Source organism: Janthinobacterium sp. 78 (genome assembly GCF_003096775.1).
GTDB lineage: Bacteria > Pseudomonadota > Gammaproteobacteria > Burkholderiales > Burkholderiaceae_D > Janthinobacterium > Janthinobacterium tructae.
Map to the genome: position 1 here is coordinate 2,953,606 of NZ_QENT01000001.1, position 22,935 is coordinate 2,976,540.

General features: G+C 61.0%; 22 protein-coding genes. 18 read left to right on the forward strand and 4 right to left on the reverse strand.

Features of this window, described 5'->3' with window-relative positions; translation table 11 throughout:
- Positions 1–5 precede the first annotated feature (5 nt).
- Complete coding sequence (galU, locus tag C8C92_RS13180; protein ID WP_099759511.1) at positions 6–899, forward strand: UTP--glucose-1-phosphate uridylyltransferase GalU; 894 nt, start codon at positions 6–8, stop codon at positions 897–899.
- Positions 896–1,432: a peptide deformylase gene (gene def, locus C8C92_RS13185; RefSeq protein WP_116744173.1), complete on the forward strand. Its 537-nt coding sequence runs from the start codon at positions 896–898 to the stop codon at positions 1,430–1,432. Before galU ends, def begins: the two co-directional genes overlap by 4 nt.
- Before the next feature lie 136 nt (positions 1,433–1,568).
- Here the strand turns inward: def and C8C92_RS13190 are convergent, their stop codons facing one another.
- From C8C92_RS13190 to map, 4 genes are all read right to left on the reverse strand, one after another.
- Positions 1,569–2,333, reverse strand: a complete 765-nt coding sequence (locus C8C92_RS13190) for a PilZ domain-containing protein (RefSeq protein WP_099759509.1) — start codon at positions 2,331–2,333, stop codon at positions 1,569–1,571.
- Between the two features lie 275 nt (positions 2,334–2,608).
- On the reverse strand, positions 2,609–3,358 hold the full coding sequence (locus C8C92_RS13195; RefSeq protein ID WP_096235107.1) for a pseudouridine synthase: 750 nt from the start codon (positions 3,356–3,358) through the stop codon (positions 2,609–2,611).
- Positions 3,359–3,399: 41 nt separating this feature from the next.
- Complete coding sequence (locus tag C8C92_RS13200; RefSeq protein ID WP_099759508.1) at positions 3,400–5,967, reverse strand: [protein-PII] uridylyltransferase; 2,568 nt, start codon at positions 5,965–5,967, stop codon at positions 3,400–3,402.
- Between the two features lie 34 nt (positions 5,968–6,001).
- Positions 6,002–6,814 (reverse strand): type I methionyl aminopeptidase, encoded by an 813-nt coding sequence (gene map / locus C8C92_RS13205; RefSeq protein ID WP_096238442.1) that lies wholly within the window; start codon positions 6,812–6,814, stop codon positions 6,002–6,004.
- Positions 6,815–7,204: 390 nt separating this feature from the next.
- On the opposite strand from map, the gene rpsB reads away from it, so the two are divergent.
- From rpsB to C8C92_RS13285, 16 genes are all read left to right on the forward strand, one after another.
- Positions 7,205–7,957, forward strand: a complete 753-nt coding sequence (rpsB, locus tag C8C92_RS13210; protein ID WP_071077760.1) for a 30S ribosomal protein S2 — start codon at positions 7,205–7,207, stop codon at positions 7,955–7,957.
- A 158-nt stretch (positions 7,958–8,115) separates the two neighbouring features.
- A complete protein-coding gene (tsf, locus tag C8C92_RS13215) occupies positions 8,116–9,027 on the forward strand; it encodes a translation elongation factor Ts (protein ID WP_010397617.1) in 912 nt (303 codons plus the stop codon).
- Between the two features lie 147 nt (positions 9,028–9,174).
- Complete coding sequence (gene pyrH, locus C8C92_RS13220; RefSeq protein ID WP_071077758.1) at positions 9,175–9,891, forward strand: UMP kinase; 717 nt, start codon at positions 9,175–9,177, stop codon at positions 9,889–9,891.
- Positions 9,892–10,011: 120 nt separating this feature from the next.
- On the forward strand, positions 10,012–10,572 hold the full coding sequence (gene frr / locus C8C92_RS13225; RefSeq protein ID WP_071077757.1) for a ribosome recycling factor: 561 nt from the start codon (positions 10,012–10,014) through the stop codon (positions 10,570–10,572).
- Between the two features lie 99 nt (positions 10,573–10,671).
- Positions 10,672–11,439 carry a polyprenyl diphosphate synthase gene (gene uppS / locus C8C92_RS13230; RefSeq protein ID WP_099759507.1) on the forward strand — a complete coding sequence of 256 codons (768 nt, stop codon included), beginning with the start codon at positions 10,672–10,674 and terminating at the stop codon, positions 11,437–11,439.
- Complete coding sequence (locus C8C92_RS13235) at positions 11,439–12,272, forward strand: phosphatidate cytidylyltransferase (RefSeq protein WP_116744174.1); 834 nt, start codon at positions 11,439–11,441, stop codon at positions 12,270–12,272. The genes uppS and C8C92_RS13235 overlap by 1 nt, the downstream gene beginning before the upstream one ends.
- An 8-nt stretch (positions 12,273–12,280) precedes the next feature.
- Complete coding sequence (gene ispC, locus C8C92_RS13240) at positions 12,281–13,465, forward strand: 1-deoxy-D-xylulose-5-phosphate reductoisomerase (protein ID WP_099759505.1); 1,185 nt, start codon at positions 12,281–12,283, stop codon at positions 13,463–13,465.
- Entirely contained in the window at positions 13,462–14,823 is a 1,362-nt protein-coding gene (rseP, locus tag C8C92_RS13245; protein WP_116744175.1) for an RIP metalloprotease RseP, read from the forward strand. The genes ispC and rseP overlap by 4 nt, the downstream gene beginning before the upstream one ends.
- 83 nt (positions 14,824–14,906) lie before the next feature.
- On the forward strand, positions 14,907–17,243 hold the full coding sequence (gene bamA / locus C8C92_RS13250; protein ID WP_116744176.1) for an outer membrane protein assembly factor BamA: 2,337 nt from the start codon (positions 14,907–14,909) through the stop codon (positions 17,241–17,243).
- A 51-nt stretch (positions 17,244–17,294) separates the two neighbouring features.
- Entirely contained in the window at positions 17,295–17,813 is a 519-nt protein-coding gene (locus tag C8C92_RS13255) for an OmpH family outer membrane protein (RefSeq protein WP_071077751.1), read from the forward strand.
- 149 nt (positions 17,814–17,962) lie between these two features.
- Positions 17,963–19,018: a UDP-3-O-(3-hydroxymyristoyl)glucosamine N-acyltransferase gene (lpxD, locus tag C8C92_RS13260; protein ID WP_116744177.1), complete on the forward strand. Its 1,056-nt coding sequence runs from the start codon at positions 17,963–17,965 to the stop codon at positions 19,016–19,018.
- Positions 19,015–19,509: a 3-hydroxyacyl-ACP dehydratase FabZ gene (gene fabZ / locus C8C92_RS13265; RefSeq protein ID WP_071077748.1), complete on the forward strand. Its 495-nt coding sequence runs from the start codon at positions 19,015–19,017 to the stop codon at positions 19,507–19,509. The genes lpxD and fabZ overlap by 4 nt, the downstream gene beginning before the upstream one ends.
- Positions 19,509–20,300 carry an acyl-ACP--UDP-N-acetylglucosamine O-acyltransferase gene (gene lpxA, locus C8C92_RS13270; protein ID WP_116744178.1) on the forward strand — a complete coding sequence of 264 codons (792 nt, stop codon included), beginning with the start codon at positions 19,509–19,511 and terminating at the stop codon, positions 20,298–20,300. Before fabZ ends, lpxA begins: the two co-directional genes overlap by 1 nt.
- Positions 20,284–21,468 (forward strand): lipid-A-disaccharide synthase, encoded by a 1,185-nt coding sequence (gene lpxB / locus C8C92_RS13275; RefSeq protein WP_116744179.1) that lies wholly within the window; start codon positions 20,284–20,286, stop codon positions 21,466–21,468. Before lpxA ends, lpxB begins: the two co-directional genes overlap by 17 nt.
- Positions 21,469–21,512: 44 nt before the next feature.
- Positions 21,513–22,151 carry a ribonuclease HII gene (gene rnhB, locus C8C92_RS13280; RefSeq protein WP_116744180.1) on the forward strand — a complete coding sequence of 213 codons (639 nt, stop codon included), beginning with the start codon at positions 21,513–21,515 and terminating at the stop codon, positions 22,149–22,151.
- Complete coding sequence (locus C8C92_RS13285; protein ID WP_099759499.1) at positions 22,148–22,933, forward strand: RNA methyltransferase; 786 nt, start codon at positions 22,148–22,150, stop codon at positions 22,931–22,933. The genes rnhB and C8C92_RS13285 overlap by 4 nt, the downstream gene beginning before the upstream one ends.
- The last annotated feature ends 2 nt before the right edge of the window (positions 22,934–22,935 follow it).

Sequence of the window (22,935 nt, forward strand, 5' to 3'; positions counted from 1 at the left end):
GACCCATGAAAAAAATCAGAAAAGCAGTCTTTCCCGTCGCCGGCCTGGGCAGCCGTTTCTTGCCTGCGACCAAGGCGCAACCGAAGGAAATGCTGCCCATCGTCGACAAGCCACTGATCCAGTACGCAGTGGAAGAAGCGGTGGCGGCGGGCATCACGGAAATGATCTTCATCACGGGCCGCAATAAACGCGCCATCGAAGACCATTTCGATACCGCCTATGAGCTCGAGTCGGAACTGGAAGCGGCCGGCAAACGCGTGTTGCTCGACATGGTGCAAAACGTCATTCCCAAGCACATCAATTGCATTTATATACGCCAGTCGGCGCCGCTGGGTCTGGGGCATGCCGTGCTGTGCGCCCGTCCCGTGATTGGCGACGAGCCGTTTGCCGTCTTGCTGGCCGACGATTTCATGGATGTGGAAGAGGGCGTGCGCCCCGTGCTGGCACAGATGGCCGATGTCTTCCAGTATGAAAATTGCTCGCTGCTGGCGGTGCAGGATGTGCCGCGCGCGGAAACCAGGCAGTACGGAATCGTGTCGGCAAAGAACTATCAGCCCGACCTGGAACTGGTGTCGGCCATCGTGGAAAAACCTGCGCCCGAAGAGGCACCGTCGACCTTGGCCGTAGTGGGCCGTTATGTGCTGACTAGCCGCATCTTCGGTCACCTGGAAAACCTGGGGACGGGTGCCGGCGGCGAAATCCAGTTGACGGACGGCATCGCCGCCCTGATGCGCGAAGAGCGCGTGCTGGCTTACCGCTACCAGGGGCAGCGTTATGATTGCGGCTCCAAGCTCGGTTATCTGAAGGCAACGACGGCGATGGGCTTGAAGCATCCGGAAACGGGCGCTGCCTTCCGCGCTTACTTGCAAGAACTACAATTAACACTGGAAACAAAATGACGGTACGTGAAATTCTGAAGTTGGGCGATCCGCGTCTGCTGCGCATGGCCGAGCCTGTGCGCGAATTCGATACGCCCGAATTGCACGCCTTGATCGCCGACATGTTCGACACCATGCATGCGGCCAATGGCGCGGGCCTGGCGGCGCCGCAGATCGGTGTCAACCTGCAGTTGGTGATCTACGGCTTCAAGCAGAATCTGCGCTATCCCGATGCGCCGCAAGTGCCGGAAACCGTGCTGATCAACCCTGTGCTGACACCGTTGACGGAGCGCAAGGAAGAGGGCTTTGAGGGCTGCCTGTCGGTGCCAGGTTTGCGCGGCAGCGTGCCGCGCTGGAGCGAGCTGCACTATGAAGGCGTGGATCAGTTCGGCCAACCCATCAGCCGCGATTGCGACGGCTTCCATGCCCGCGTGGTGCAGCATGAAGTGGATCACTTGCATGGCATTCTGTATCCGATGCGTATCGTCGATTTTACGCAATTCGGCTTCACGGAAGTGATGTTCCCCGACCTGGATCCGAACGACGACGATTGATCGGCGCCTGAGAAAACGTCCATGGCGGCGTTGCATTGCCCTGAACGTTTTTCAGGCGCCTCGTGACTTTGGCTGTTAAACAAAAAATGGCCGCGCAGCATGAGCTGGGCGGCCATTTTTTATACGTAAAGCAAACCTAGCGCACCTTGCGGCTGCTGCCCAGGTGATCCAGCAGCGCCTTCAGCTCATCCTGCATGGCATCGGTCAGGTTCAGGAAGCGGCAGCCAATTTGCACTTGCTCGCCCAGCAGGAAGGAGCGGAAGGTGCGCGAGAGGCGGATTTCCAGGTCGGCGATCATGACCTTGTCCGGCCCCAGTTCCAACCGTACGCGCGACAGCTTGCGGCCCACATACAGGCCGACCGTATCGCGCGGGTGGGCACGCATGCCGATGCCGCCGGCCGAGAAATCATACAGCTGCAATTCATACGGTCGGCCTTCCAGCACAAAGGCGGCCAGGTAGTACACGCCCAGCGGCGTTTCCAGGCGCGCCGACTCGCGCCGTTCCAGCACCAGGCAATGGCTGGGGAAGTTCGTCAGGTAGACGTTCGGCCGCTCGGGATACGCCTCCCATTCGCCATTGATGGTAAATTGCAGCTTGGCGTTTTGCACCCACGACACAAACGTGGCGCCGCCTTCGGGCAGGGTGGCCCCCTCATTGAGTTCCAGCACGAATTGCGGCAAGTCGTCGTCGACGGACAAGATGCGCGCCAGGATGACGTCTTCGCCGCCTGTCGGGTAGATGGAAATGGCGTCGCCGTTATCAGCCAGGCTGCACAGGGTTTCGCCGATATCCCACGGATCGCTCATATGGTGCGGCTTGGTGCCTGGCTCCATCGGCTCGGCCACATCGGCCAGGCTGGGCGCGCCTTTGCGCAGGGGATTAGGAATGGGATCGTTCACGACAGCGTATCTCTTGTAATTTCTAATGGGGAATAGTGTATAGGTTCAAGGCAATATTTGCTAACTAAATCACAATAATTGATTTTATATCACTATATTCCTGTTGTAGTCTGGCATGGCACCTTGACGTCGCTGCTTGAGAGTGCCTAACAGAACCGTAGCGAGCGGCAGTGAGTTGCGGCCGAGAAGCGCAGCTGTGCGCATGCACGGGGACGCCGAGTCAGTGAGCATCGGAGGCCGCAAATCGCGACGCGCAGTAGGTTATGTTCGGTACTCTAAAACTGTTCGTCCGCGCTCAGGTAACGCCACTGGCCCGTTGGCAAGTCACCCAGCTTGACCTTGCCGATGCGCACGCGTTTCAGGCCCAGTACTTTCAGTCCCACGGCTTCGCACATGCGGCGGATCTGGCGTTTCTTGCCTTCGCGCAGGGTAAAGCTCAGCTGGTCTTCATTTTGCCAGCGCACCTTGGCCGGCAGCAACGGCTTGCCGTCGAGCCACAGGCCGTGGTTGAGCTTTTTCAGCTCGCTGTCGGGCAGGACGTCGCCCTTGGTGTAGCTCACGCGCACCAGGTATTCCTTGTCGATATCGGTATCGTGGCCGATCAGCTGCTTGGCCACGCGCCCATCCTGCGTCAGGACCAGCAAGCCGACGGAATCGATGTCCAGGCGCCCGGCGGCCACCAGGCTGCGCAGCTGGGTCGGGTGGAACTGTTCCGGGCTGCGGTCTTCCGCCCAGCGGTTCTCGGCCTTGATCAGGGCCACGGCGGGCGTGTAGCCATCTTCGGCCTGGCCGCTGACATAGCCCATCGGCTTGTTGATCAGGACGGTAACCCGTTTCGACTGTTCGGCTGCCGCCTGGCGTTCCACGGTGACTTTCTGGCTGGGATAGACCTTGCTGCCCAGCTCGGATACCACCTTGCCATCTACGCGGACCCAGCCGCGCGCGATCCATTCATCGGCTTCGCGGCGCGAGCTCAGGCCCAGTTCGGACATGCGTTTGGACAAGCGTAATAATTCTTCGGTCATGTTGTTTCAGTTTCAGTAAGGGTAGGCGCTGCGCGCAAGGTTTACACCTTCAGCGCATCGAGTAAATCGGTTTCCAGCAATATCTGGTTGCGGGCATTGTTGAGCGCGGGGCCGTCGACGAGGAAGACGTCTTCGACCCGCTCGCCCAGGGTCATGATCTTGGCCGTGTGCAGGTTGATGCGGTACTTGGTCAGCACATTGGCGATCGCATACAGCAGGCCCGTGCGGTCGTTGGCGGCCACCGACAGCAGGTAGTACTGGCCCTTTTCATCGGGCCGCAAGTCCACCGTCGGCTGGAAGGGAAAGGTGCGCGACAGGCGCGACAACCGTCCCTTGCCCGGCTGCGGCAGCGGCGTTTGCGACTGCAGCAGTTCGCCCAGCTCATGCTCGATCAGGCTGATGATGTCGCGGTAGCTCTTGGCGAAGTTCTGCTCCGTGACGAGGAAGGTGTCGAGCGCATAGCCATTCCTGGTCGTGTGGATCTTCGCGTCGAGGATGCTGAAATTCTTGCGGTCGAAATAGCTGCAGATGCGCGCGAACAGGTCAGGCTGGTCGGGAATGTACACGGCCACCTGCAAGCCTTCGCCGATGGGCGCCAGGCGGCATTTTACCACTGGCAACTTGCTGTCGAGTTTGTCATACAGCGAGCGCGTCTGCCAGGCGATGTCGGAGGCGTCGTGGCGCAGGAAATACGCCACATCGAGCTGCTGCCACAGTTTCAGGTGGGCATCGGGCGGCAAGCCGTACAGGCGCAGGGTGGCCAGCGCTTCCTGCTGGCGGTTCTTCAGTTCGCGGTCGGCCGTGTGCGGTTCGCCGCCCAGCACGCGCAGGGTGATCTTGTACAGGTCTTCCAGCAGCTTGCCCTTCCACGCGTTCCACACTTTCGGGCTGGTGCCGCGGATGTCGGCCACCGTCAGCAGGTACAGGCCCGTCAGGTGGCGCTCGTCCTTGACCACTTTCGCGAACGCGGCGATGACGTCGGGATCGGACAGGTCCTGTTTTTGCGCCACTTGCGACATGGTCAAATGATTTTCCACCAAGAAAGCGACCAGTTCCGTGTCCTCTGTCGACATGCCATGCTCCTGGCAGAACTGGGTGGCGTCGGCCACGCCCAGCTTGGAATGGTCGCCGCCGCGGCCCTTGGCAATGTCGTGGAACAGGGCCGCCACATACAGCAGCCACGACTGCGAGAAATCGGCCATCAGTTGGCTGCAGAACGGGTATTCGTGCGCATGTTCGCTCATGGTGAAGCGGCGCATGTTGCGCACCACCATCAAAATGTGCTGGTCGACCGTGTACACGTGGAACAGGTCGTGCTGCATCTGGCCCACGATGCGGCGGAAATTCGGCAGGTAACGCCCCAGGATGCTCATCTCGTTCATGCGCCGCAGCGCATGGATGATGCCCACGGGTGCTTTCATGATGCGCAGGAACAGGGCGCGGTTGGCGGGGTCCTGGCGGAAGGCGGCGTCGATCTTGAAGCGCGCGTGCCACAGCGCCCGCGTGGCGCGCGAGGTCATGCCTTTCAGGGCCGGGCGCTGCGTCATCAGCACGAAGATTTCCAGTACGGCCGACGGGTATTGTTCGAACGTATCGTCGGCGCTGATGTCGATCAGGCTGTTGACTTCATTGAAGCGCTCGTTGATGGGCACGGCCACATCGTCTTGCGGAAACAGCCGTGCTTCGATGTTTTGCAGCAGAATCGTGTTGAGCTGGGTCACCGTCTTGGCGGCCCAGTAATAGCGCTGCATCAGGTATTCGCTGGCGCGGCGCATGTGCGGCCCGCTGCCCGTGGCTTGCAAGCCCAGCGATTCGGCGATCGCCGTCTGCACGTCGAACACCAGGCGGTCTTCGCGCCGTCCCGCATGCAGGTGCAGGCGCACGCGGATATCCTTGAAGGCGCGCTCCTTTTCCATCAGCTGGCGCGCTTCCGTCAGGGTGATCAGGCCGCCCGTGGCCAGGGTGCGCCAGGAATTGGCCAGGCCGGCCGCCTTGGCCACCCACAAAATCACTTGCAAGTCGCGCAGGCCGCCCGGGCTTTCCTTGCAATTCGGTTCCAGGCTGAAGGCCGTGTCTTCGTATTTGGCATGGCGCTGGCGCATTTCCGCCGTTTTCGCCTGGAAAAACGCCTGCGGGTCCATGGCCGCCGCGTAGCGCTGCTGCAGCTGCGCGAACAGGTCCGCGTTGCCGCACACGAGGCGCGCTTCGAGCAGGCTGGTTTGTACGGTGATGTCGGCCTTCGATTCGACCATGCATTCATCGACCGTGCGGATACTGTGGCCGATTTCCAGACCCAGGTCCCACAGCAGTTGCACCAGTTCTTCCAGTTTTTCCTGCGTGGCGGCGTCCGGAGCCTGTTGCAGCAGGATCAGCAGGTCGACGTCGGAATGCGGAAACAGTTCCCCGCGGCCGTAGCCACCCACGCCCACCAGTGCCGTGCCGGGCGGCAGCCCCGCTTCCTGCCAGGCGCGCGCCAGCACGCCATCGACGCTGTGGCGCAGGCTGCGCAGCAGTTTTTCAGGCTTGCCGTCGGCCTGGAAGGCCGCAATGACGACCTGGCGGTCGGCTTTCAGTTGCTGTTTCAGCTGTTCCCGAATCTGCTTTTTCATCTGGGCCCTGGGGTGGCGGTGCGTGGGGGGGGAATCAGGCTTTGTTCAGGATCAGGGCAGGCGGTGGTGGCATGCCGGGCGAGACGGTCAGCACTTCATAGCCCGTTTCCGTCACCAGCACCGTGTGTTCCCATTGCGCTGACAGGCTGCGGTCCTTGGTTTTGATGGTCCAGCCATCGTTCATTTCGCGGATCTCGCGGCGGCCCGAGTTGATCATCGGTTCGACGGTGAAGATCATGCCCGCTTCCAGGCGTTCCAGGGTGCCTGGTTTACCGTAATGCAGCACTTGCGGTTCTTCATGGAAGACCTTGCCGATGCCGTGGCCGCAGAATTCGCGCACCACGCTGTAGCCGGCTTTTTCCGCATGTTGCTGGATGGCGTGACCGATATCGCCCAGGTGGGCGCCCGGCTTGATCTGGTCGATTCCCAGCCACATGCATTCATAGGTGATTTCCGACAGGCGCTTGGCCAGAATGGTGGGCGTGCCAACGAGGAACATGCGGCTGTTGTCGCCGTGGTAGCCATCCTTGATGACGGTGATGTCGAGGTTGACGGAGTCGCCGCTCTTGAGCACCTTGTCGCCGGGAATGCCGTGGCAGATGACGTCGTTGACGGAGGTGCAGATGGCCTTCGGGTAAGGCGTGTAGCCTGGCGGGCAGTAGTTCAGCGGGGCAGGGATGGTGCCTTGCACGTTGACCATGTATTCGTGGCACAGGCGGTCCAGTTCGCCGGTCGTGACGCCGACCTTGACGAAGGGGGTGATGTAATCGAGTACTTCGGCGCCGAGCTTGCCGGCAACGCGCATGCCTTCGATGTCGGCGGCGCTATTGATACGGATGGTGGACATGGTGTGATTCGCAATCTGCAAGATGTTCGGGTGAAAAGCACAGACGAACCTCAGCGTAGGAGGATACGTCTGCAAATATGTCGAAATTATAAACGAGGCGCCCCGCATCCGCCGCCTCCATCCTATGGCGGGCAGGCGATTTTTGCGGGAAAGGCCATGGCGGATACGCCTTGCACCAGTGTGGTGCAAGGCTTGCCGTCGCCGCGCGCGCGATTTGCGCCGTGGACTTGATGGAATGGGCATTTCGGTGTAGAATCCCGGGTTGCTTGAATTCTCTTTTGGGCAATGCAGTAAAACAGTGTCTTTAATTTATATAAACACGCGAATCCGGTCGACAAGGGTGCCTGTATGGTGACTGATCGGATTCCAGACCCAACCCTGGAGTTAATAATGTCCGTAACAATGCGCGAAATGCTGGAAGCCGGTGTCCACTTTGGTCACCAAACCCGTTTTTGGAATCCAAAAATGGCACCGTTCATCTTCGGCCATCGCAACAAGATCCACATCATCAACCTGGAAAAAACCATGGCGATGTACCAGGACGCAATGAAGCACGTGCGTCAACTGGCTGCAAACCGTGGCACCATCCTGATGGTTGGCACCAAGCGTCAAGCTCGCGAAATCATCGCTGCTGAAGCACAACGCGCTGGCGTGCCTTTCGTTGATCAACGTTGGTTGGGCGGCATGCTGACCAACTTCAAAACGATCAAAACCTCGATCAAGCGTCTGAAAGACATGGAAGTCATGGTTGAAGACGGTTCGATCGAGAAGCTGTCGAAAAAAGAAGCGCTGATGTTCTCCCGCGAAATGATCAAGCTGCAAAAATCGATCGGCGGCATCAAGGACATGGGCGGCATTCCTGACGCAATCTTCGTCGTCGACGTCGGCTACCACAAAGGTGCGATCACCGAAGCAGCTAAACTGGGTATCCCGGTCATCGGCGTTGTCGATACCAACCACTCCCCAGAAGGCGTGAACTTCGTGATCCCAGGTAACGATGACTCCTCGAAAGCCATCATGTTGTACGCTCGCGGTGTTGCTGATGCAATCATCGAAGGCCGTGCAGCTGCCGGTAACGAAGTTGTTGAAATGGTTAAAGCAGCCGCTGGCGACGAATTCGTCGAAGTAAACGAACAGGCTTAATGGCCAGGCTATCGCAAGATAGCCGTTTGTAAGCACAGCAGTAAGGGAAAAGGGGTGGCAGCAGCTCCCCCTTTTTTTTAACAAAAAAACGATAGTGACCGCTGGCGAGGCATATCTGCCCGGCCGCGACTGTCGACTCACCGAATCAGGAGAAACACATGGCAGCGATTACAGCAGCGATGGTAGGCGAATTGCGCGGCAAAACCGACGCACCAATGATGGAATGCAAAAAAGCACTGACCGAAGCCGAAGGCGACATGGCGCGTGCGGAAGAGATCCTGCGCGTCAAACTGGGCGGCAAGGCATCGAAAGCATCGGCACGCATCACCGCTGAAGGCGTCGTGGCAACCTACATCGCCAATGGCGTAGGCGCCCTGGTCGAAGTGAACTCGGAAACCGACTTCGTTGCGAAAAACGACGATTTCCTGGCACTGGCCAACAACGCTGCCCGTCTGGTAGCAGAACACAACCCGGCTGACGTCGCTGCCCTGCTGGCCCTGCCACTCGATGGCAAGACCCTGGACGAAGTGCGCGCTGCCCTGATCGGCAAAATCGGCGAAAACATGACCATCCGCCGCTTCCAGCGTTTCGAAACCAGCAACAAGCTGGCGTCGTACCTGCACGGCGCGCGCATTGGCGTAATCGTCGAATTCGACGGCGCCGATGAGCAAGTAGGCAAAGACGTGGCCATGCACATCGCTGCCATGAAGCCAGTGTCGCTGTCGTCGAACGAAGTTCCTGCGGAACTGATCGAAAAAGAGCGTTCGGTTGCCCAACTGAAAGCCGAAGAAGACGCAGTCAAAGCGGCCGCCGAAGGCAAGCCAGCACAATCGCCGGAAATCCTGGCCAAGCGCCTGGAAGGTTCCGTACAGAAATTCCTGAAAGAAGTATCGCTGCTGAACCAGGCTTTCGTGAAAAACGACAAGCTGTCGGTTGAGCAAATGCTGAAGGCGGCTAACACCAGCGTCAAAGGTTTTGCCATGTACGTGGTAGGCGAAGGCATCGAGAAGAAGCAAGACGACTTCGCAGCAGAAGTCGCAGCACAGATGGCTGCCTCCCAGGGAGCGTAAGTAAAGCGGGCCGAGAGGCCCGTTTTTTTGGCCCGCCCGCACCTGTCGTGCCGGGCGGCGGCATGGGCAGCCCCGCGCGCCTATCCGGCGCTGCAAGGCGCTGCGCCATGTCATACTCGAATAACCTCATTTATGGAGCCCCAGCTCATGTCAAAACCAGCCTACAAGCGCGTCCTCCTCAAGTTGTCCGGCGAAGCCCTGATGGGCGATGATCCCTACGGCATCAACCGCGCCACGATCGAGCGCATGGTGGCCGATGTGGCCGAGGTGGCGAAATTGGGTGTGGAACTGGCAATCGTGATTGGCGGCGGCAATATCTTCCGCGGCGTCGCACCTGGCGCGCAAGGCATGGACCGTGCCACCGCCGACTACATGGGCATGCTTGCCACCGTGATGAATGCACTGGCCCTGGCCGATGCCATGCGCCACGTCGGCATCGTTGCACGCGTCATGTCGGCCATCGGCATCGAGCAAGTCGTCGAGCCGTACGTGCGTCCGAAAGCCCTGCAATACCTGGAAGAAGGCAAAGTGGTGGTCTTCGCCGCCGGTACGGGCAATCCGTTCTTCACCACCGACACGGCAGCCGCCCTGCGCGGTTCCGAGATCAGTGCCGAGATCGTCCTGAAGGCCACCAAGGTCGACGGCGTCTACACGGCCGATCCGAAGAAGGATCCGAACGCCACCCTGTTCCACACGATTACGTTCGACGACGCCATCGCCAAGCACCTGCAAGTGATGGATGCCACCGCATTCGCCCTGTGCCGCGACCAGAAACTGCCGATCAAAGTGTTTTCGATCACCAAGCCAGGCGCCCTCATGCGCGTGATCATGGGCGAAGACGAAGGCACGTTAGTGCACGTTTAAAGCGATATGGAAGCCATCCAGGATAGTCTTGGGCGGCTTTCAATCCTCGCGACTGCGCGAACATTGACACTGCAGTGAATAATTGTACTACCCATTTATTATCAAGATATAGGAGGGCGTATGTCCTTAGCTGACGTTAAAAAGAACACCCAGGAACGCATGACGAAGTCGCTGGAAACACTGCGGGCCGATCTGGCCAAAGTGCGTACCGGCCGCGCCCATACGGGTATCCTGGACCACGTGATGGTCGATTACTACGGTTCGCCGACGGCGCTGACCCAGGTGGCCAACGTGACCCTGATCGACGCGCGCACCATCGGTGTGCAGCCGTACGAAAAGAAGATGGCCTCGACCGTTGAAAAAGCCATCCGCGACGCCGACCTGGGCTTGAACCCATCGGCGCAGGGCGACATGATCCGCGTCCCGACGCCGCCGCTGACGGAAGAGCGCCGCAAGGAAATGGTCAAGCTGGTCAAGACCGAAGCGGAAGACGCGAAGATTGCCGTGCGTAACATTCGCCGCGATGCCAACGAGTCGCTGAAGAAACTGGTCAAGGAAAAAGCCTGCTCCGAGGACGATGAGCGCCGTTCGTCGGAAGAAGTGCAGAAACTGACGGACAAGTTTATTGCCGACATCGACAAGATGGTGGTCGACAAAGAAAAAGAAGTGCTGACGGTCTAGTTTTCAGCCCTTTTGACGCTGCCCGGGAAAGCATGGCTTTTCCGGGCAGTGCTATTTGGCGCATAATAGTTATCTTTTATTTTTGGTGTTCGTGTTTTCATGATCTATTCGAGTTCGACAACGGCAGTACCTGAGGTTGGCACTGTGCCGCGCCATGTGGCAATCATTATGGATGGCAATGGCCGCTGGGCAACCAAACGCTTCCTGCCGCGCGTGGCTGGCCACGTCAAGGGCGCTGACGCCGTGCGCGGTGTCGTCGAGACCTGCCTCGAACGTGGTGTCGAATATCTGACCCTGTTTGCCTTCAGTTCGGAAAACTGGCGCCGCCCGGAAGAAGAGGTGTCGATGCTGATGCGCCTGTTCGTCACCATGCTGGAACGCGAAGTGGTCAAGATGCATGCCAACGACATCCGCCTGAAAGTGGTGGGCGACCTGTCGCGCTTCAACGAGCAGCTGCAAACCCTGATTGCCAATGCCGAGCGCAAGACGGCGCGCAACACGCGCCTGACGGTGACGATCTGCGCCAATTACGGCGGACGCTGGGACATCATGCAGGCAGTCAACAAAATGACGCTCGAGGCCGCTGCCAACGGCCAGAGCGCCGGACAGGCTTACACGGAAGAACAACTGGCGCCGCACCTGGCCATGGCCTATGCGCCCGAGCCTGACCTGTTCATCCGCACGGGCGGCGAGCAGCGCATTTCCAATTTCCTGCTGTGGCAACTGGCGTACACTGAGCTGTTTTTTACCGAGACTTTCTGGCCCGACTTCAATGATGAGTGCCTCGACGCGGCAATCGCGTCTTACCAGCAGCGCGAACGGCGCTTTGGCCGTACCAGCGCGCAATTAACTGAAAAGACAAACTGATGCTGAAAACACGGATAATCACCGCCCTGGTCCTCTTGGCGGTCTTGCTGCCGGTTCTGTATCTGAATTATTTCCCCGCCTTCGCCGTGATCGCCACGGCGTTCTTCGGCGCCGCCGTCTGGGAAAGCTTCCGCATCTTCAAAAATCGCCAGGCGCTCCTGATTGCTGCCGTCTGGACTGCCGCCTTCGCGTATATGTTTTTTGTCGGCAACGGCATGGCGCAGCTCAATTTCTGGTTCGCCCTGTGCGTGGCCATCTGGCTGATCCGCTTCGTGCCCTCGCTGGCGACGGGCTTGCCGCCCATCGAAGGCCTGGGCAATACCTTGCTCAGCCTGGTGTACCCGGTGACCATCGTCGGCTGCTTCGTTGCCATCATCGCCTTGTTCCTGCATAGCCCCTTGTACCTGCTGTCCGTCATGGCCCTGGTGTGGATCGCCGATATCGGCGCCTACTTCTCGGGCAAGGCGTTCGGCAAGCGCAAGCTGGCGCCCAGCATTTCCCCAGGTAAATCCTGGGAAGGCGCCATCGGCGGCGGCATCGCCGTGCTCGTCATCGCCGCCATCACCATCGTCGCCGCGCCATCGTTGCCGGTGCTGCAAGACACCTTCGCCGTGCAGCTGCAATTGCGCCGCGGCTGGCTGGTGGCCTTGCTGGTGCTGCTGCTGGTCGTCGCGGCCAGCATCGTCGGCGACCTGTTCGAATCCCAATTGAAGCGCCGCGCCGGCATCAAGGACAGCAGCAACCTGCTGCCTGGCCATGGCGGTGTACTCGACCGTATCGATGCGCTGATCCCGGTCCTGCCATTTGCCGCCCTCGTGGCCAGCTGGCTTTAAGGAAACTCATGCAATACATCACCATCCTTGGCGCGACCGGCTCGATCGGCGTGTCCACCCTGGACGTGCTCGCGCGTCATCCCGAGCAATACAGCGTGTATGCGCTGAGCGCGCACAGCCGCGTGGCCGAACTGGCCGCCCAGTGCCTGCAATTCCGTCCGCAGCGCGCCGTCGTCGGCACGGCGGATGGCGCCCTTGAGCTGACACGCTTGCTGCGCGGGCAGGGCGTCGATACGCAAGTCGAGTATGGCGTGGAAGCCCTGTGCGCCATCGCCAGCGCGCCGCAAGTGACGGGCGTGATGGCGGCCATCGTCGGCGCGGCCGGCCTGGCGCCCACCTTGGCGGCGGCACGCGCCGGCAAGAAAGTATTGCTGGCCAATAAAGAAGCGCTGGTCATGTCCGGCCAGCTGTTCATCGATGCCGTGCACGATAACGGCGCCGTGCTGTTGCCCATCGACAGCGAACATAACGCCATCTTCCAGTGCATGCCGCACGCCCATGGCCGCACGCCTGGCGCCGCGGGCGTGGCAAAAATCGTGCTGACGGCTTCCGGCGGCCCTTTCCTCACGCGCGACGTCGAGACGCTCGACACGGTCACGCCGGACCAGGCGTGCAAGCATCCGACCTGGGCCATGGGGCGCAAGATTTCCGTCGATTCGGCCACCATGATGAACAAGGGCCTGGAAGTGATCGAGGCGCACTGGCTGTTCGGCGCGCCGGCCGAGCAGATCGAGGTGCTGATCCACCCGCAAAGCGTGATCCATTCGATGGTGTCGTATGTCGACGGTTCCGTGCTGGCCCAACTGGGCAACCCGGACATGCGCACGCCGATCGCCCATGCGCTGGCCTACCCGCAGCGTATCGCTTCCGGCGTAGCACAGCTGGACCTGGCGCAAGTGGCCACCCTGCAGTTCGAACGTCCCGATTTTCGCCGTTTCCCCTGTCTGGCGCTGGCGTTCGACGCCTTGCGCGCTGGCGGTACGGCGCCGGCCCTGCTCAACGCGGCCAATGAAGTGGCCGTACAAGCCTTCCTCGACGAGCAGATCGGCTTCCGCCAGATCGACAGAGTCATCGCGCACGTGATCGAGACGGTACCGCATGGCGCCGCCTCCAGCATCGAGGCCGTGATGGAGCAGGACCGCCTGGCCAGAGCGGCCGCGCACGCGTTTATCGCCCAGAGGCTGGCTGCATGACGCTGATTACTACCTTGCTGGCCTTTATCGTCGCGCTCGGTTCACTGATTACCTTGCACGAGCTGGGTCACTACCTGGTGGCGCGCTGGTGCGGCGTGAAAGTGCTGCGCTTCTCGATCGGCATGGGAAAAGTAGTGTATTCGCGCAAGTTTGGCAAGGACCAGACGGAATGGGCGATTTCCGCGCTGCCGCTGGGCGGCTATGTCAGCATGCTCGACAGCCGCGCGCAAGACCTCAGCGATTTGCCGGAAAGCGAATTGCGCCGTGAATTCACGCGCCAGAGCGTGTGGCGCCGCATCGCCATCGTGGCCGCCGGCCCGCTGGCCAATTTCCTCGTCGCCATCGTGCTGTACGCGGGCCTGTTCATGCATGGCATCGAAGAGCCGTCGAGCAAGCTCGGTCCCGTGGCAGAGCAAACGGCCGCCTACGCGGCCGGCTTGCGCAGCGGCGATACGGTTGAAACGGTCAACGGCAAGGCCGTGGCCAGCTGGTCCGAGCTGCGCTGGGAACTGATCCAGGCCACCCTCGACAAGCAGCCGGCGCGCATCGAAGTGCGCCGTCCCGACCGTGGCCAGCAGGAGGCGACCTTGCCGACGGCCAGCCTGACGGAGACGGACCTGGAAGGCGACGTGCTGGGCAAGCTGGGCCTGACCCTGGCCCGTTCCGCGCCTACCCTGATGGAAGTCATGCCCGGTGGCGCCGCCGCGCGCGCCGGCCTGCAGAAAAATGACCAGATCCTGGCCATCGACGAGCAACCCGTGCACGACGTGGCGGCCGTCATCGCCACCCTGAGCCAGGCGCCTGGCCGGACCTTGCAATTGCAACTCTTGCGCCAGGGCCAGGACCTGAGCTTGCCCATTACGCCGGACGCCGTGCCGGGTGCGGGGACAGAGGGAGCTGTAACAGTTGGTAAGATCCAGGCAAAGCTGGGGCAGGTGCCGGATATGATCAACGTGGCCTCCGGACCGTTCTCTGCCGTGGGCAAGGCGTCCAGCAAGGTCTGGGACACCAGTGTCATGAGCCTGAAAATGCTGGGTAAAATGGTTACCGGCCAGGTCTCGCTGAAGAATGTGACGGGCCCCATTACCATCGCCGATTACGCGGGCCAGACGGCGCGCACCGGCCTGGTAAGCTACCTGAGCTTCATCGCCTTCATCAGTATCAGTCTGGGCGTGATGAATTTGCTACCCATTCCTGTTCTGGATGGCGGGCATTTGCTGTATTATTCGCTGGAAGTTTTGACCGGACGCCCCTTGCCGGAGCGCGTAGGCGAGATTGCCCAGCGCCTGGGGATCGGTTTGTTGTTGACCTTGATGGCGCTTGCTGTCTTTAATGACGTGTTGCGATTGCTGAATTAGGGCGGTGGTTGATGCCATTGCGTGAGTCGCACAAGCAATCTTTTGTGTATGTTGTCCATTGATTTACCCATTGAATAACCCCAATGAAATTACATTCTGCTCGTTTTGCCTTGCCTTCCTTTCGTCGCAGCCTGATCGGCGCCGCCGTCATGGCCTTCTGTGCCGGCCATGCGCTGGCCGTCCAGCCATTTACTGTCAAGGACATCCGGGTCGAAGGGATCCAGCGTACTGAAGCGGGTACTGTTTTCAGCTATCTGCCGGTGCGCGTCGGCGAAACGTTCTCCGACGAGAAGAGTATTGCCGCCATCAAGGCCCTGTACGCGACGGGTTTTTTCAAGGACGTGCGCCTGGAAGTCGATGGCGACGTGCTGGTGGTGCTGGTCGAGGAGCGCCCGGCCATCGCTGCCGTGGAATTTACGGGCACCAAGGAATTTGAAAAAGATGTGCTGGTCAAGGCTTTGAAGGAAATCGGCGTCGGCGAAGCGAAGATTTTCGACAAGGCTTCGGTCGACCGCGCGGAACAAGAACTCAAGCGCCAGTATCTGTCGCATGGCCTGTACGGCGTGAAGATCACCACCACCGTCACGCCGATCGAGCGCAACCGCGTCAACGTGGTGTTCGCCGTCGACGAGGGCGACGTGGCCCGCATCAAGCAGATCAACATCGTCGGCAACAAGGCCTTCACGGACAAGGAATTGCGCGATCAGTTGGCCCTGAACACGGGCGGCTGGTTCAGCTGGTACACCAAGGCCGACCAGTATTCGAAGACCAAGCTGACGGGCGACATCGAGTCGCTCAAGTCCTACTACCTGGACCGTGGCTATATCGAGATGCAGGTCGACTCCACGCAAGTGTCGATCACGCCCGATAAAAAAGACATTTACCTGACGATCAATATCACCGAAGGTGAAAAGTACAAGATCGCCGGCACCAAGTTCGAAGGCGAGATGTTCGGCCGCGAAGAAGAGCTCAAAGCGCTGAACCTGATGCGCGAAGGCGAGATTTACTCGGGCGCGCGCCTGACGGCCACGAATAAACGCATCCAGGACCGCCTGGCCACGTTCGGCTATGCGTTTGCCAACGTCAATGCCAATCCGGAAATCAACCGTGACAAGCATGAAGTGGGTTTTACTTTCTTTATCGATCCGGGCAAGCGCGTGTACGTGCGCCACATGAATATCGCCGGCAACACCACCACGCGCGATGAAGTCATCCGCCGCGAATTCCGCCAGTTCGAATCGTCCTGGTACGACAGCAACAAGATCAAGCTGTCGCGCGACCGTGTCGACCGCCTGGGCTACTTCAAGGACGTGACCATCGACACGCCGGAAGCGCAGGGCACGACCGACCAGGTCGACGTCAACGTGACGGTGGTGGAAAAGCCAACGGGTAACTTCCTGATCGGCGGCGCCTTTTCGCAGTCGGAGAAGTTCACCCTGTCGGCATCGATTTCGCAGGCCAACTTCGCCGGTAGCGGCAACACGGTTGGCATTGAACTCAATACCAGCCATTACAGCCGCACGATCGCGTTTTCGCAAACCAATCCGTACTTTACGGACGATGGCATTTCGCGCAGCTTTGAAGTGTACCTGCGGACGACGGAACCGCCGGCGCTGAACATCGGCAGCTACAAGATCAAGCAGACCGGTGGCCGCGTCAGTTTCGGTGTACCGTTCTCGGAAGTCGACACCGTCTTCTTCGGCATCGGCGCCGAGCGTTCGCGCATCGAAACCGATATCACCAGCCCGATCCGCTTCAAGCAGTACGTGGTCGACAATGGCGGCCCGTCGGACGGTATCGGTTCGGCTACCACCAATTCCATCCCGTTGACGGCGGCATGGCAGCGCGACAGCCGCGACAGCGCCCTGACGCCATCGATCGGCCGCTACCAGCGCGTCAACCTCGAGGCTGACGTGATCGGCGACCAGAAGTACTTCCGTGCCATCTATGAGCACCAGTATTTCCGTCCGCTGTTCAGCAAGGTCACCCTGGCGCTGAAAGGCGAGATCGATTACGGCCACGGCATCGGCAAGCACGTGTACCCGGTCTTCAAGAACTTCTACGGCGGCGGCATCGGTTCGGTGCGCGGCTACCTGAGTTCCTCGCTGGGCGCGGTCGAACCGAGCACCAACGATGCACTGGGCGGCGCTTCGCGCCTGATCGGTAACGCCGAACTGCAGATGCCATTCCCCGGTTCGGGCAATGACCGCAGCCTGCGCTGGTTCGGTTTCCTTGACGGCGGCCAGGTTTACCAGGAAGGCGAAAAAATGCGGATCTCGCAATTGCGCTATTCTGCTGGCTTGGGCATCAGCTGGATTTCACCGGTGGGCCCGCTCAAGCTGAGCTATGCCAAGCCGCTGAACGCCAAGCCGACGGACCGCCTGGAGCGCTTCCAGTTCCAGATGGGCACCGGTTTCTGACCGGCCATCTGAATCGGGGCGACAGCTTTTACCTTTTGACCATGGAGTATCATGAACACCGCATCCGCTACCCTGCCCAAGTCCCTTGCCGTGATCGCATTGTGCTGGAGTTCGCTGTTGCCGGTGCAGGCGCAGGCTCAGGAGTCGAAGATCGCCTGGATCAGCAGCGAACGTATTTATAACGAATCGAGGCTGGCCAAAGCGGCCAGCGCCAAGCTGGCCGAAGAGTTCCGCTCGCGCGAAAAAGCGGTGCAGGAACTGGGCAGCCGCTTCAAGGTGGCCAACGAAGCCCTGGAAAAGGATATGCCCACCCTGAGCGAGGCCGAGCGCGCCAAGCGCCAGCGCGAGTTCTTCGAGCTGGACAAGGAGCTGCAACGCCGCCAGCGCGAATTTCGCGAAGACCTGAGCCAGCGCACGAACGAAGAGCGCAGTGCCATCGCGGAAAAAGCCAACACCATCATCCAGCAGATGGCGCATATCGAAGGATATGACATCGTGCTGCAGGAAGCCCTGTGGGCCAGCCCGCGCATCGACATTACCGACAAGGTTTTGAAGGCGCTGGACAAGTAATCGAAACGGTTTCAAGCCTGGCAGTGCCGTAGCGAGCGGATGTGAGTTGTGGTTGAGAAGCGGAGCTGTGCTGGAGCACAGTGAGCATCGGAGACCGCAAATCGCGCCGCGCAGTAGGCATAGTCAGGCGTTTTTATAAGGGTATATCGATGGGCACTCGACTAGGTGAATTGGTCGAACGCTTCGGCGGGCAGTTGGCGGGCGATCCCAACCTGGAAGTCACAGGGATCGCGCCGCTGGCCGACGCCGGCGCTTCGCACATCAGCTTTCTCAGCAATAGCAAATTTCGCGCGCAGGCCGCCCAGAGCGGCGCTGCGGCGCTGATACTCACGCCGGCCGACGATGCGCTGATCGGTGCCGAGTACGCCGGCGCGCGCATCGTCACACCGAATCCCTATGTGTATTTCGCGCGCGCGGCGCAGTATTTCGCCGCCCTGCATGAGATCAAGGCGCCAGTCGGCATCCATCCGGCTGCCTTTGTCGACGCCAGCGCGCAGGTCGATGCCAGCGCCTCTGTCGGCGTGCACGCGGTGATCGAGGCCGGCGCCATCGTCGGTGCCGGCTGCGTCATCGGCCCCGGCTGCGTGGTGGGGCGCGACGCCGTCATCGGCGCGGGCACGCAATTGCTCGCCAACGTAACCTTTCATGCGCGTTGCGTGATCGGCCAGCGCGGCATCATCCATTCCGGCGCCGTGATCGGCACCGACGGATTCGGCTTCGCCAACGAAGGCGGCGTGTACATCAAGATTCCGCAGACGGGCAGGGTGGTGATCGGTGACGATGTCGATATCGGCGCCAATACCACCATCGACCGTGGCGCACTGGCCGACACCATCATCGAAGATGGCGTCAAGCTCGACAACCAGATCCAGATCGGCCACAACTGCCACATCGGCGCGCATACGGCCATGGCCGGCTGCGTCGGCGTGGCCGGCAGCGCCATCATCGGCAAGTACTGCACCTTTGGCGGCGCCGCCATGGTGCTCGGTCATCTGACGATCGCCGACCGCGTTCATGTCGGCTCGGGCAGCATGGTTTCGCGTTCGATTCTTGAGGCGGGCCAGTACACGGGTTTTTATCCGCTGGCCAAGAATGCCGACTGGGAAAAGAGCGCCGCCATCGTGCGCAACCTGTCAAGCATGCGCGAGAAGATCCGCACGCTTGAAAAAACAATTAAAACACTGACCACGCAAGACGAAAAATGACTACTGAAAAAAAGACCCTCGACATCCTGGCTATCAAATCGCTTCTGCCGCACCGCTATCCGCTGCTGCTGGTTGACCGCGTGCTGGACTGGGAAGCGAACAAAACCATCACCGCCATCAAGAACGTGACGGTCAACGAAGAGTTCTTCCAGGGCCATTTCCCGCACAAACCGGTCATGCCCGGCGTGCTGATGATCGAAGCGCTGGCGCAAACGGCGGCCTTGCTGTCGTTCCTGTCGATGGGCGTCAAGCCCGACGAGAATTCGGTGGTGTACTTTGTCGGCATCGACAATGCGCGCTTCAAGCGTCCTGTCGAACCGGGCGACCAGCTGAAGATGGATGTGGAAATTCTGCGCGTCTCGCGCGGCATCTGGAAATACAAGGCAGTCGGCTCGGTCGACGGCAAAGTGGCGCTGGAAGCGGAATTGATGTGCACCATCCGTAGCGCGCAGGATGCGAGCCAGTCTGCGAGCCAGCCAGCGGGGCAGTGATGGCGGCGATCCACTCTACGGCAGTCATCGATCCGAAGGCTGAGCTCGACAGCTCGGTCGAGGTGGGTCCGTACACCATCATCGGTCCGCACGTGCGCATCGGTGCCGGCACCAAAGTTGGCCCGCACGTGGTCATCGACGGCCACACGACGATCGGCAGCGACAACCACCTGTTCCAGTTTTCTTCCATCGGCGCGCAGCCGCAGGATAAAAAATGGGCGGGCGAGGCGACGCGCCTGGACATCGGCGACCGCAATACCATCCGCGAATTCTGCACCTTCAACACGGGCACCGTGCAAGGTGGCGGCGTGACGCGCCTGGGCAATGACAACTGGATCTCGGCGTATGTACATCTGGCGCACGACTGCCTGGTGGGCAACAACACGATTTTCTCGAACAACGCCCAGCTGGCGGGCCACGTGGAAATCGGTGACTGGGTCATCATGAGCGGTTTCGCCAATGTGCACCAGTTCTGCAAGATCGGCGCGCACGCCTTTGTCGGCATGAGCACCAGCCTGACGCAGGACGTGCCGCCGTTCGTGCTCCTGAACGGCAATCCGGCGCAGGCGCATGGCGTCAATATCGAGGGCTTGAAGCGCCGCGGCTTTACGCGCGAGCAGATCAACGGCATCCGCACCGCGTATAAGCTCATCTACCGTTCCGGCCTGACCCTGGAAGAATCCAAGGCTGCCCTGTTCGAAGAAGAGCAGGCCTCGTCGCCCGAGGTGGCGCAGCACATTCGCGCCATGCGTGAATTTTTGGGCGTGGCGTCGCGTGGCATCGTCCGCTGATCAGGCCAGCGGCCTGCCGGTCGCCAACGTCGCCATCGTCGCTGGCGAGGTGTCGGGCGACCTGCTGGCCAGCCGGCTGCTGTCCGGCCTGGTGCCGCAGCTGCCCGGCGCGCGCTTCCACGGCATCGGTGGCGAGCACATGGCCAAACAGGGCTTTGTGTCCGACTGGCCGCTCGACAAGCTGACCGTGCGCGGCCTGTTCGAGATCATTCCCCGCTACCGCGAAATCAAGGGCATCCAGAACGCGCTGCGCGACCAGTTGCTGGCCGAGCGTCCCGCCGTCTTCATCGGCGCCGACTACCCGGGTTTTAACCTGGGGCTGGAACAGCAACTGAAGGAAGGCGGCATCCCCACCGTGCACTACATCGGGCCGCAGATCTGGGCCTGGCGCGGTGGCCGCATCAAGAAAATCATCAAGGCCGTCTCGCACATGCTGGTGATCTTCCCCTTCGAAGAAGAAATCTACCGCAAGGCTGGCGTGCCCGTCACCTATGTCGGCCATCCGCTGGCCGAGATGATCCCCCTGCAGCCCGACGAAGCGGCTGCGCGCCGCACCCTGGGCTTGCCGGATGACGCGAATGTCGTGACCCTGATGCCGGGCAGTCGCATGGGCGAACTCAAATACAATACGGTGGCGTTCGTGGCCGCCTGCAAGCTGCTGCTGGCGCGCGACCGCTCCTTGCGTTTCGTCGCGCCCATGGCCGGCGAGAAGCAGCGCCAGTACTTTTTACAGCTGATTGCGGAAGCTGGCTTGCAGGACGTCGAGATATTGCTCACCGATGGCGGCTCGCACACGGCCATCTGCGCCGCCGATGCGGTATTGGTGGCGTCCGGCACGGCGTCGCTGGAAGTGGCGCTGTACAAGAAGCCCATGGTCATCGCCTACAAGATGATGCGCGCCTCGTGGGAAATCATGCGCCACATGGGCTACCAGCCCTGGATTGGGCTGCCAAACATCCTGGCGCGCGACTACCTGGTGCCCGAGCTGCTGCAAAACGCGGCCAGCCCGGAAGCGCTGGCCGAGGCCATGTGGCAGCAGCTGAGCGACGTGCCGGGCCGTTTGCGCCTGGTGCAGCGTTTCACGGACATGCACCACAGCCTGCTGCGCGACAGCGCGCGCGAGAGCGCCAACGCCGTCATGCAAGTCATCGCCGCCAACCGCAAGTAACTCCCGCTCACCGCTTCAAGCGCATTACCAACCAAAGATTCAACGTGAAAAATATCTATCCCGGCCTGTTTGACGACTTGCCATTCTCGCTCGATGAAATCATCTGCGGCGTCGACGAGGCAGGCCGCGGTCCGCTGGCCGGCCCCGTGTTCGCCGCCGCCGTGATCCTCGACCCGCACCAGCCGATCGACGGCTTGCGTGACTCGAAAAAGCTCACTGAAGCCAAACGCGACCTGCTGGCGCCGCAGATCAAGGCCAAGGCTCTGGCCTGGGCCATCGCCGAAGCGTCCGAAGAGGAAATCGACCGCCTGAACATTTTGCAGGCGTCGATGCTGGCCATGCGCCGCGCCGTCGAGGCCTTGAGTACCGTGCCGACCCTGGCCCTGATCGACGGCAACCGCTGCCCCGTGATGCCGATACGCGGCATGGCCATCATCGGTGGCGACGACAAGGTCGATTCGATTTCCGCCGCCTCGATCCTGGCCAAGACGGCGCGCGACGCGGCCCTGGTGCACCTGCACGCGGCCTATCCCGAGTACTGCTTCGACCAGCACAAGGGCTATGGCACCAAGCTGCACCTGGAGCGCCTGCACCTGCACGGCGCTTCGCCCGTACACCGCCGCTCGTTCGCGCCCGTGCGCAACGTGATCGCCCTGTTTGGCGCGCAGGAGGTGGTGGCATGAAGACGATTACCTCGCGCGACAATGCGCAATACAAGGAGCTGCTGAAACTGGCGGGCAGTTCGCAGGCGCGCCGCAAGTCCGGCCGCACCTTGCTCGACGGCGTGCACCTGTGCCAGTCGTATTTGCAGCTGCGCGGCATGCCGGAGCAGTGCATCGTCAGCGAAAGCGCCTTGCGCAATCCGGAAGTGATGGAGATCGTCGGCCAGCTGGAAAGCCAGCGTGCGCACGTACTGGGCTTGCCCGATGCGCTGTATCACGCGGTGAGCCAGGTCGAACACGGCGTAGGCGTGATGTTCCTCATCGAGACGCCGGAACGGGCCGTCACGCAGCCCCTGAGCATGTCGGCCGTGCTGCTCGATAACCTGCAAGACCCGGGCAATGTCGGCTCCATCCTGCGCAGCGCGGCCGCCGCCGGCATCACGCAGGTGTACTGCAGCGCGGGCACGGCCTTCTGCTGGTCGCCGAAGGTGCTGCGTGCGGCGATGGGCGCGCACTTCGTGCTCGACATCTTTGAAAATGTCGATCTGGCGGCGCTGGTCGCTGGCGCGAAGGTGGCGACGCTCGCCACCAGCGGCTACGCCACCCAGCGATTGTACGACGTCGACTTGCGCCAGCCCGTCGCCTGGCTGTTCGGCCATGAAGGGCAGGGTGTGGCCGACGACCTGCTGTCGATGGCGACGCACCAGGTGGTCATTCCCCACCTGGGCCAGATCGAATCGCTGAACGTGGCCGCCTGCGCCGCCGTCTGCTTCTTCGAACAGCTGCGCCAGGGCCAGGCCTGAAC

Coding starts and splice junctions, on each gene's coding strand:
- galU (WP_099759511.1), top strand. CDS start 6: ATGAAAAAAATCAGAAAAGCAGTCTTTCCCGTCGCCGGCCTGGGCAGC.
- def (WP_116744173.1), top strand. CDS start 896: ATGACGGTACGTGAAATTCTGAAGTTGGGCGATCCGCGTCTGCTGCGC.
- C8C92_RS13195 (WP_096235107.1), bottom strand. CDS start 3,358: ATGACCGAAGAATTATTACGCTTGTCCAAACGCATGTCCGAACTGGGC.
- C8C92_RS13200 (WP_099759508.1), bottom strand. CDS start 5,967: ATGAAAAAGCAGATTCGGGAACAGCTGAAACAGCAACTGAAAGCCGAC.
- map (WP_096238442.1), bottom strand. CDS start 6,814: ATGTCCACCATCCGTATCAATAGCGCCGCCGACATCGAAGGCATGCGC.
- rpsB (WP_071077760.1), top strand. CDS start 7,205: ATGTCCGTAACAATGCGCGAAATGCTGGAAGCCGGTGTCCACTTTGGT.
- tsf (WP_010397617.1), top strand. CDS start 8,116: ATGGCAGCGATTACAGCAGCGATGGTAGGCGAATTGCGCGGCAAAACC.
- pyrH (WP_071077758.1), top strand. CDS start 9,175: ATGTCAAAACCAGCCTACAAGCGCGTCCTCCTCAAGTTGTCCGGCGAA.
- frr (WP_071077757.1), top strand. CDS start 10,012: ATGTCCTTAGCTGACGTTAAAAAGAACACCCAGGAACGCATGACGAAG.
- uppS (WP_099759507.1), top strand. CDS start 10,672: ATGATCTATTCGAGTTCGACAACGGCAGTACCTGAGGTTGGCACTGTG.
- C8C92_RS13235 (WP_116744174.1), top strand. CDS start 11,439: ATGCTGAAAACACGGATAATCACCGCCCTGGTCCTCTTGGCGGTCTTG.
- ispC (WP_099759505.1), top strand. CDS start 12,281: ATGCAATACATCACCATCCTTGGCGCGACCGGCTCGATCGGCGTGTCC.
- rseP (WP_116744175.1), top strand. CDS start 13,462: ATGACGCTGATTACTACCTTGCTGGCCTTTATCGTCGCGCTCGGTTCA.
- bamA (WP_116744176.1), top strand. CDS start 14,907: ATGAAATTACATTCTGCTCGTTTTGCCTTGCCTTCCTTTCGTCGCAGC.
- C8C92_RS13255 (WP_071077751.1), top strand. CDS start 17,295: ATGAACACCGCATCCGCTACCCTGCCCAAGTCCCTTGCCGTGATCGCA.
- lpxD (WP_116744177.1), top strand. CDS start 17,963: ATGGGCACTCGACTAGGTGAATTGGTCGAACGCTTCGGCGGGCAGTTG.
- fabZ (WP_071077748.1), top strand. CDS start 19,015: ATGACTACTGAAAAAAAGACCCTCGACATCCTGGCTATCAAATCGCTT.
- lpxA (WP_116744178.1), top strand. CDS start 19,509: ATGGCGGCGATCCACTCTACGGCAGTCATCGATCCGAAGGCTGAGCTC.
- C8C92_RS13285 (WP_099759499.1), top strand. CDS start 22,148: ATGAAGACGATTACCTCGCGCGACAATGCGCAATACAAGGAGCTGCTG.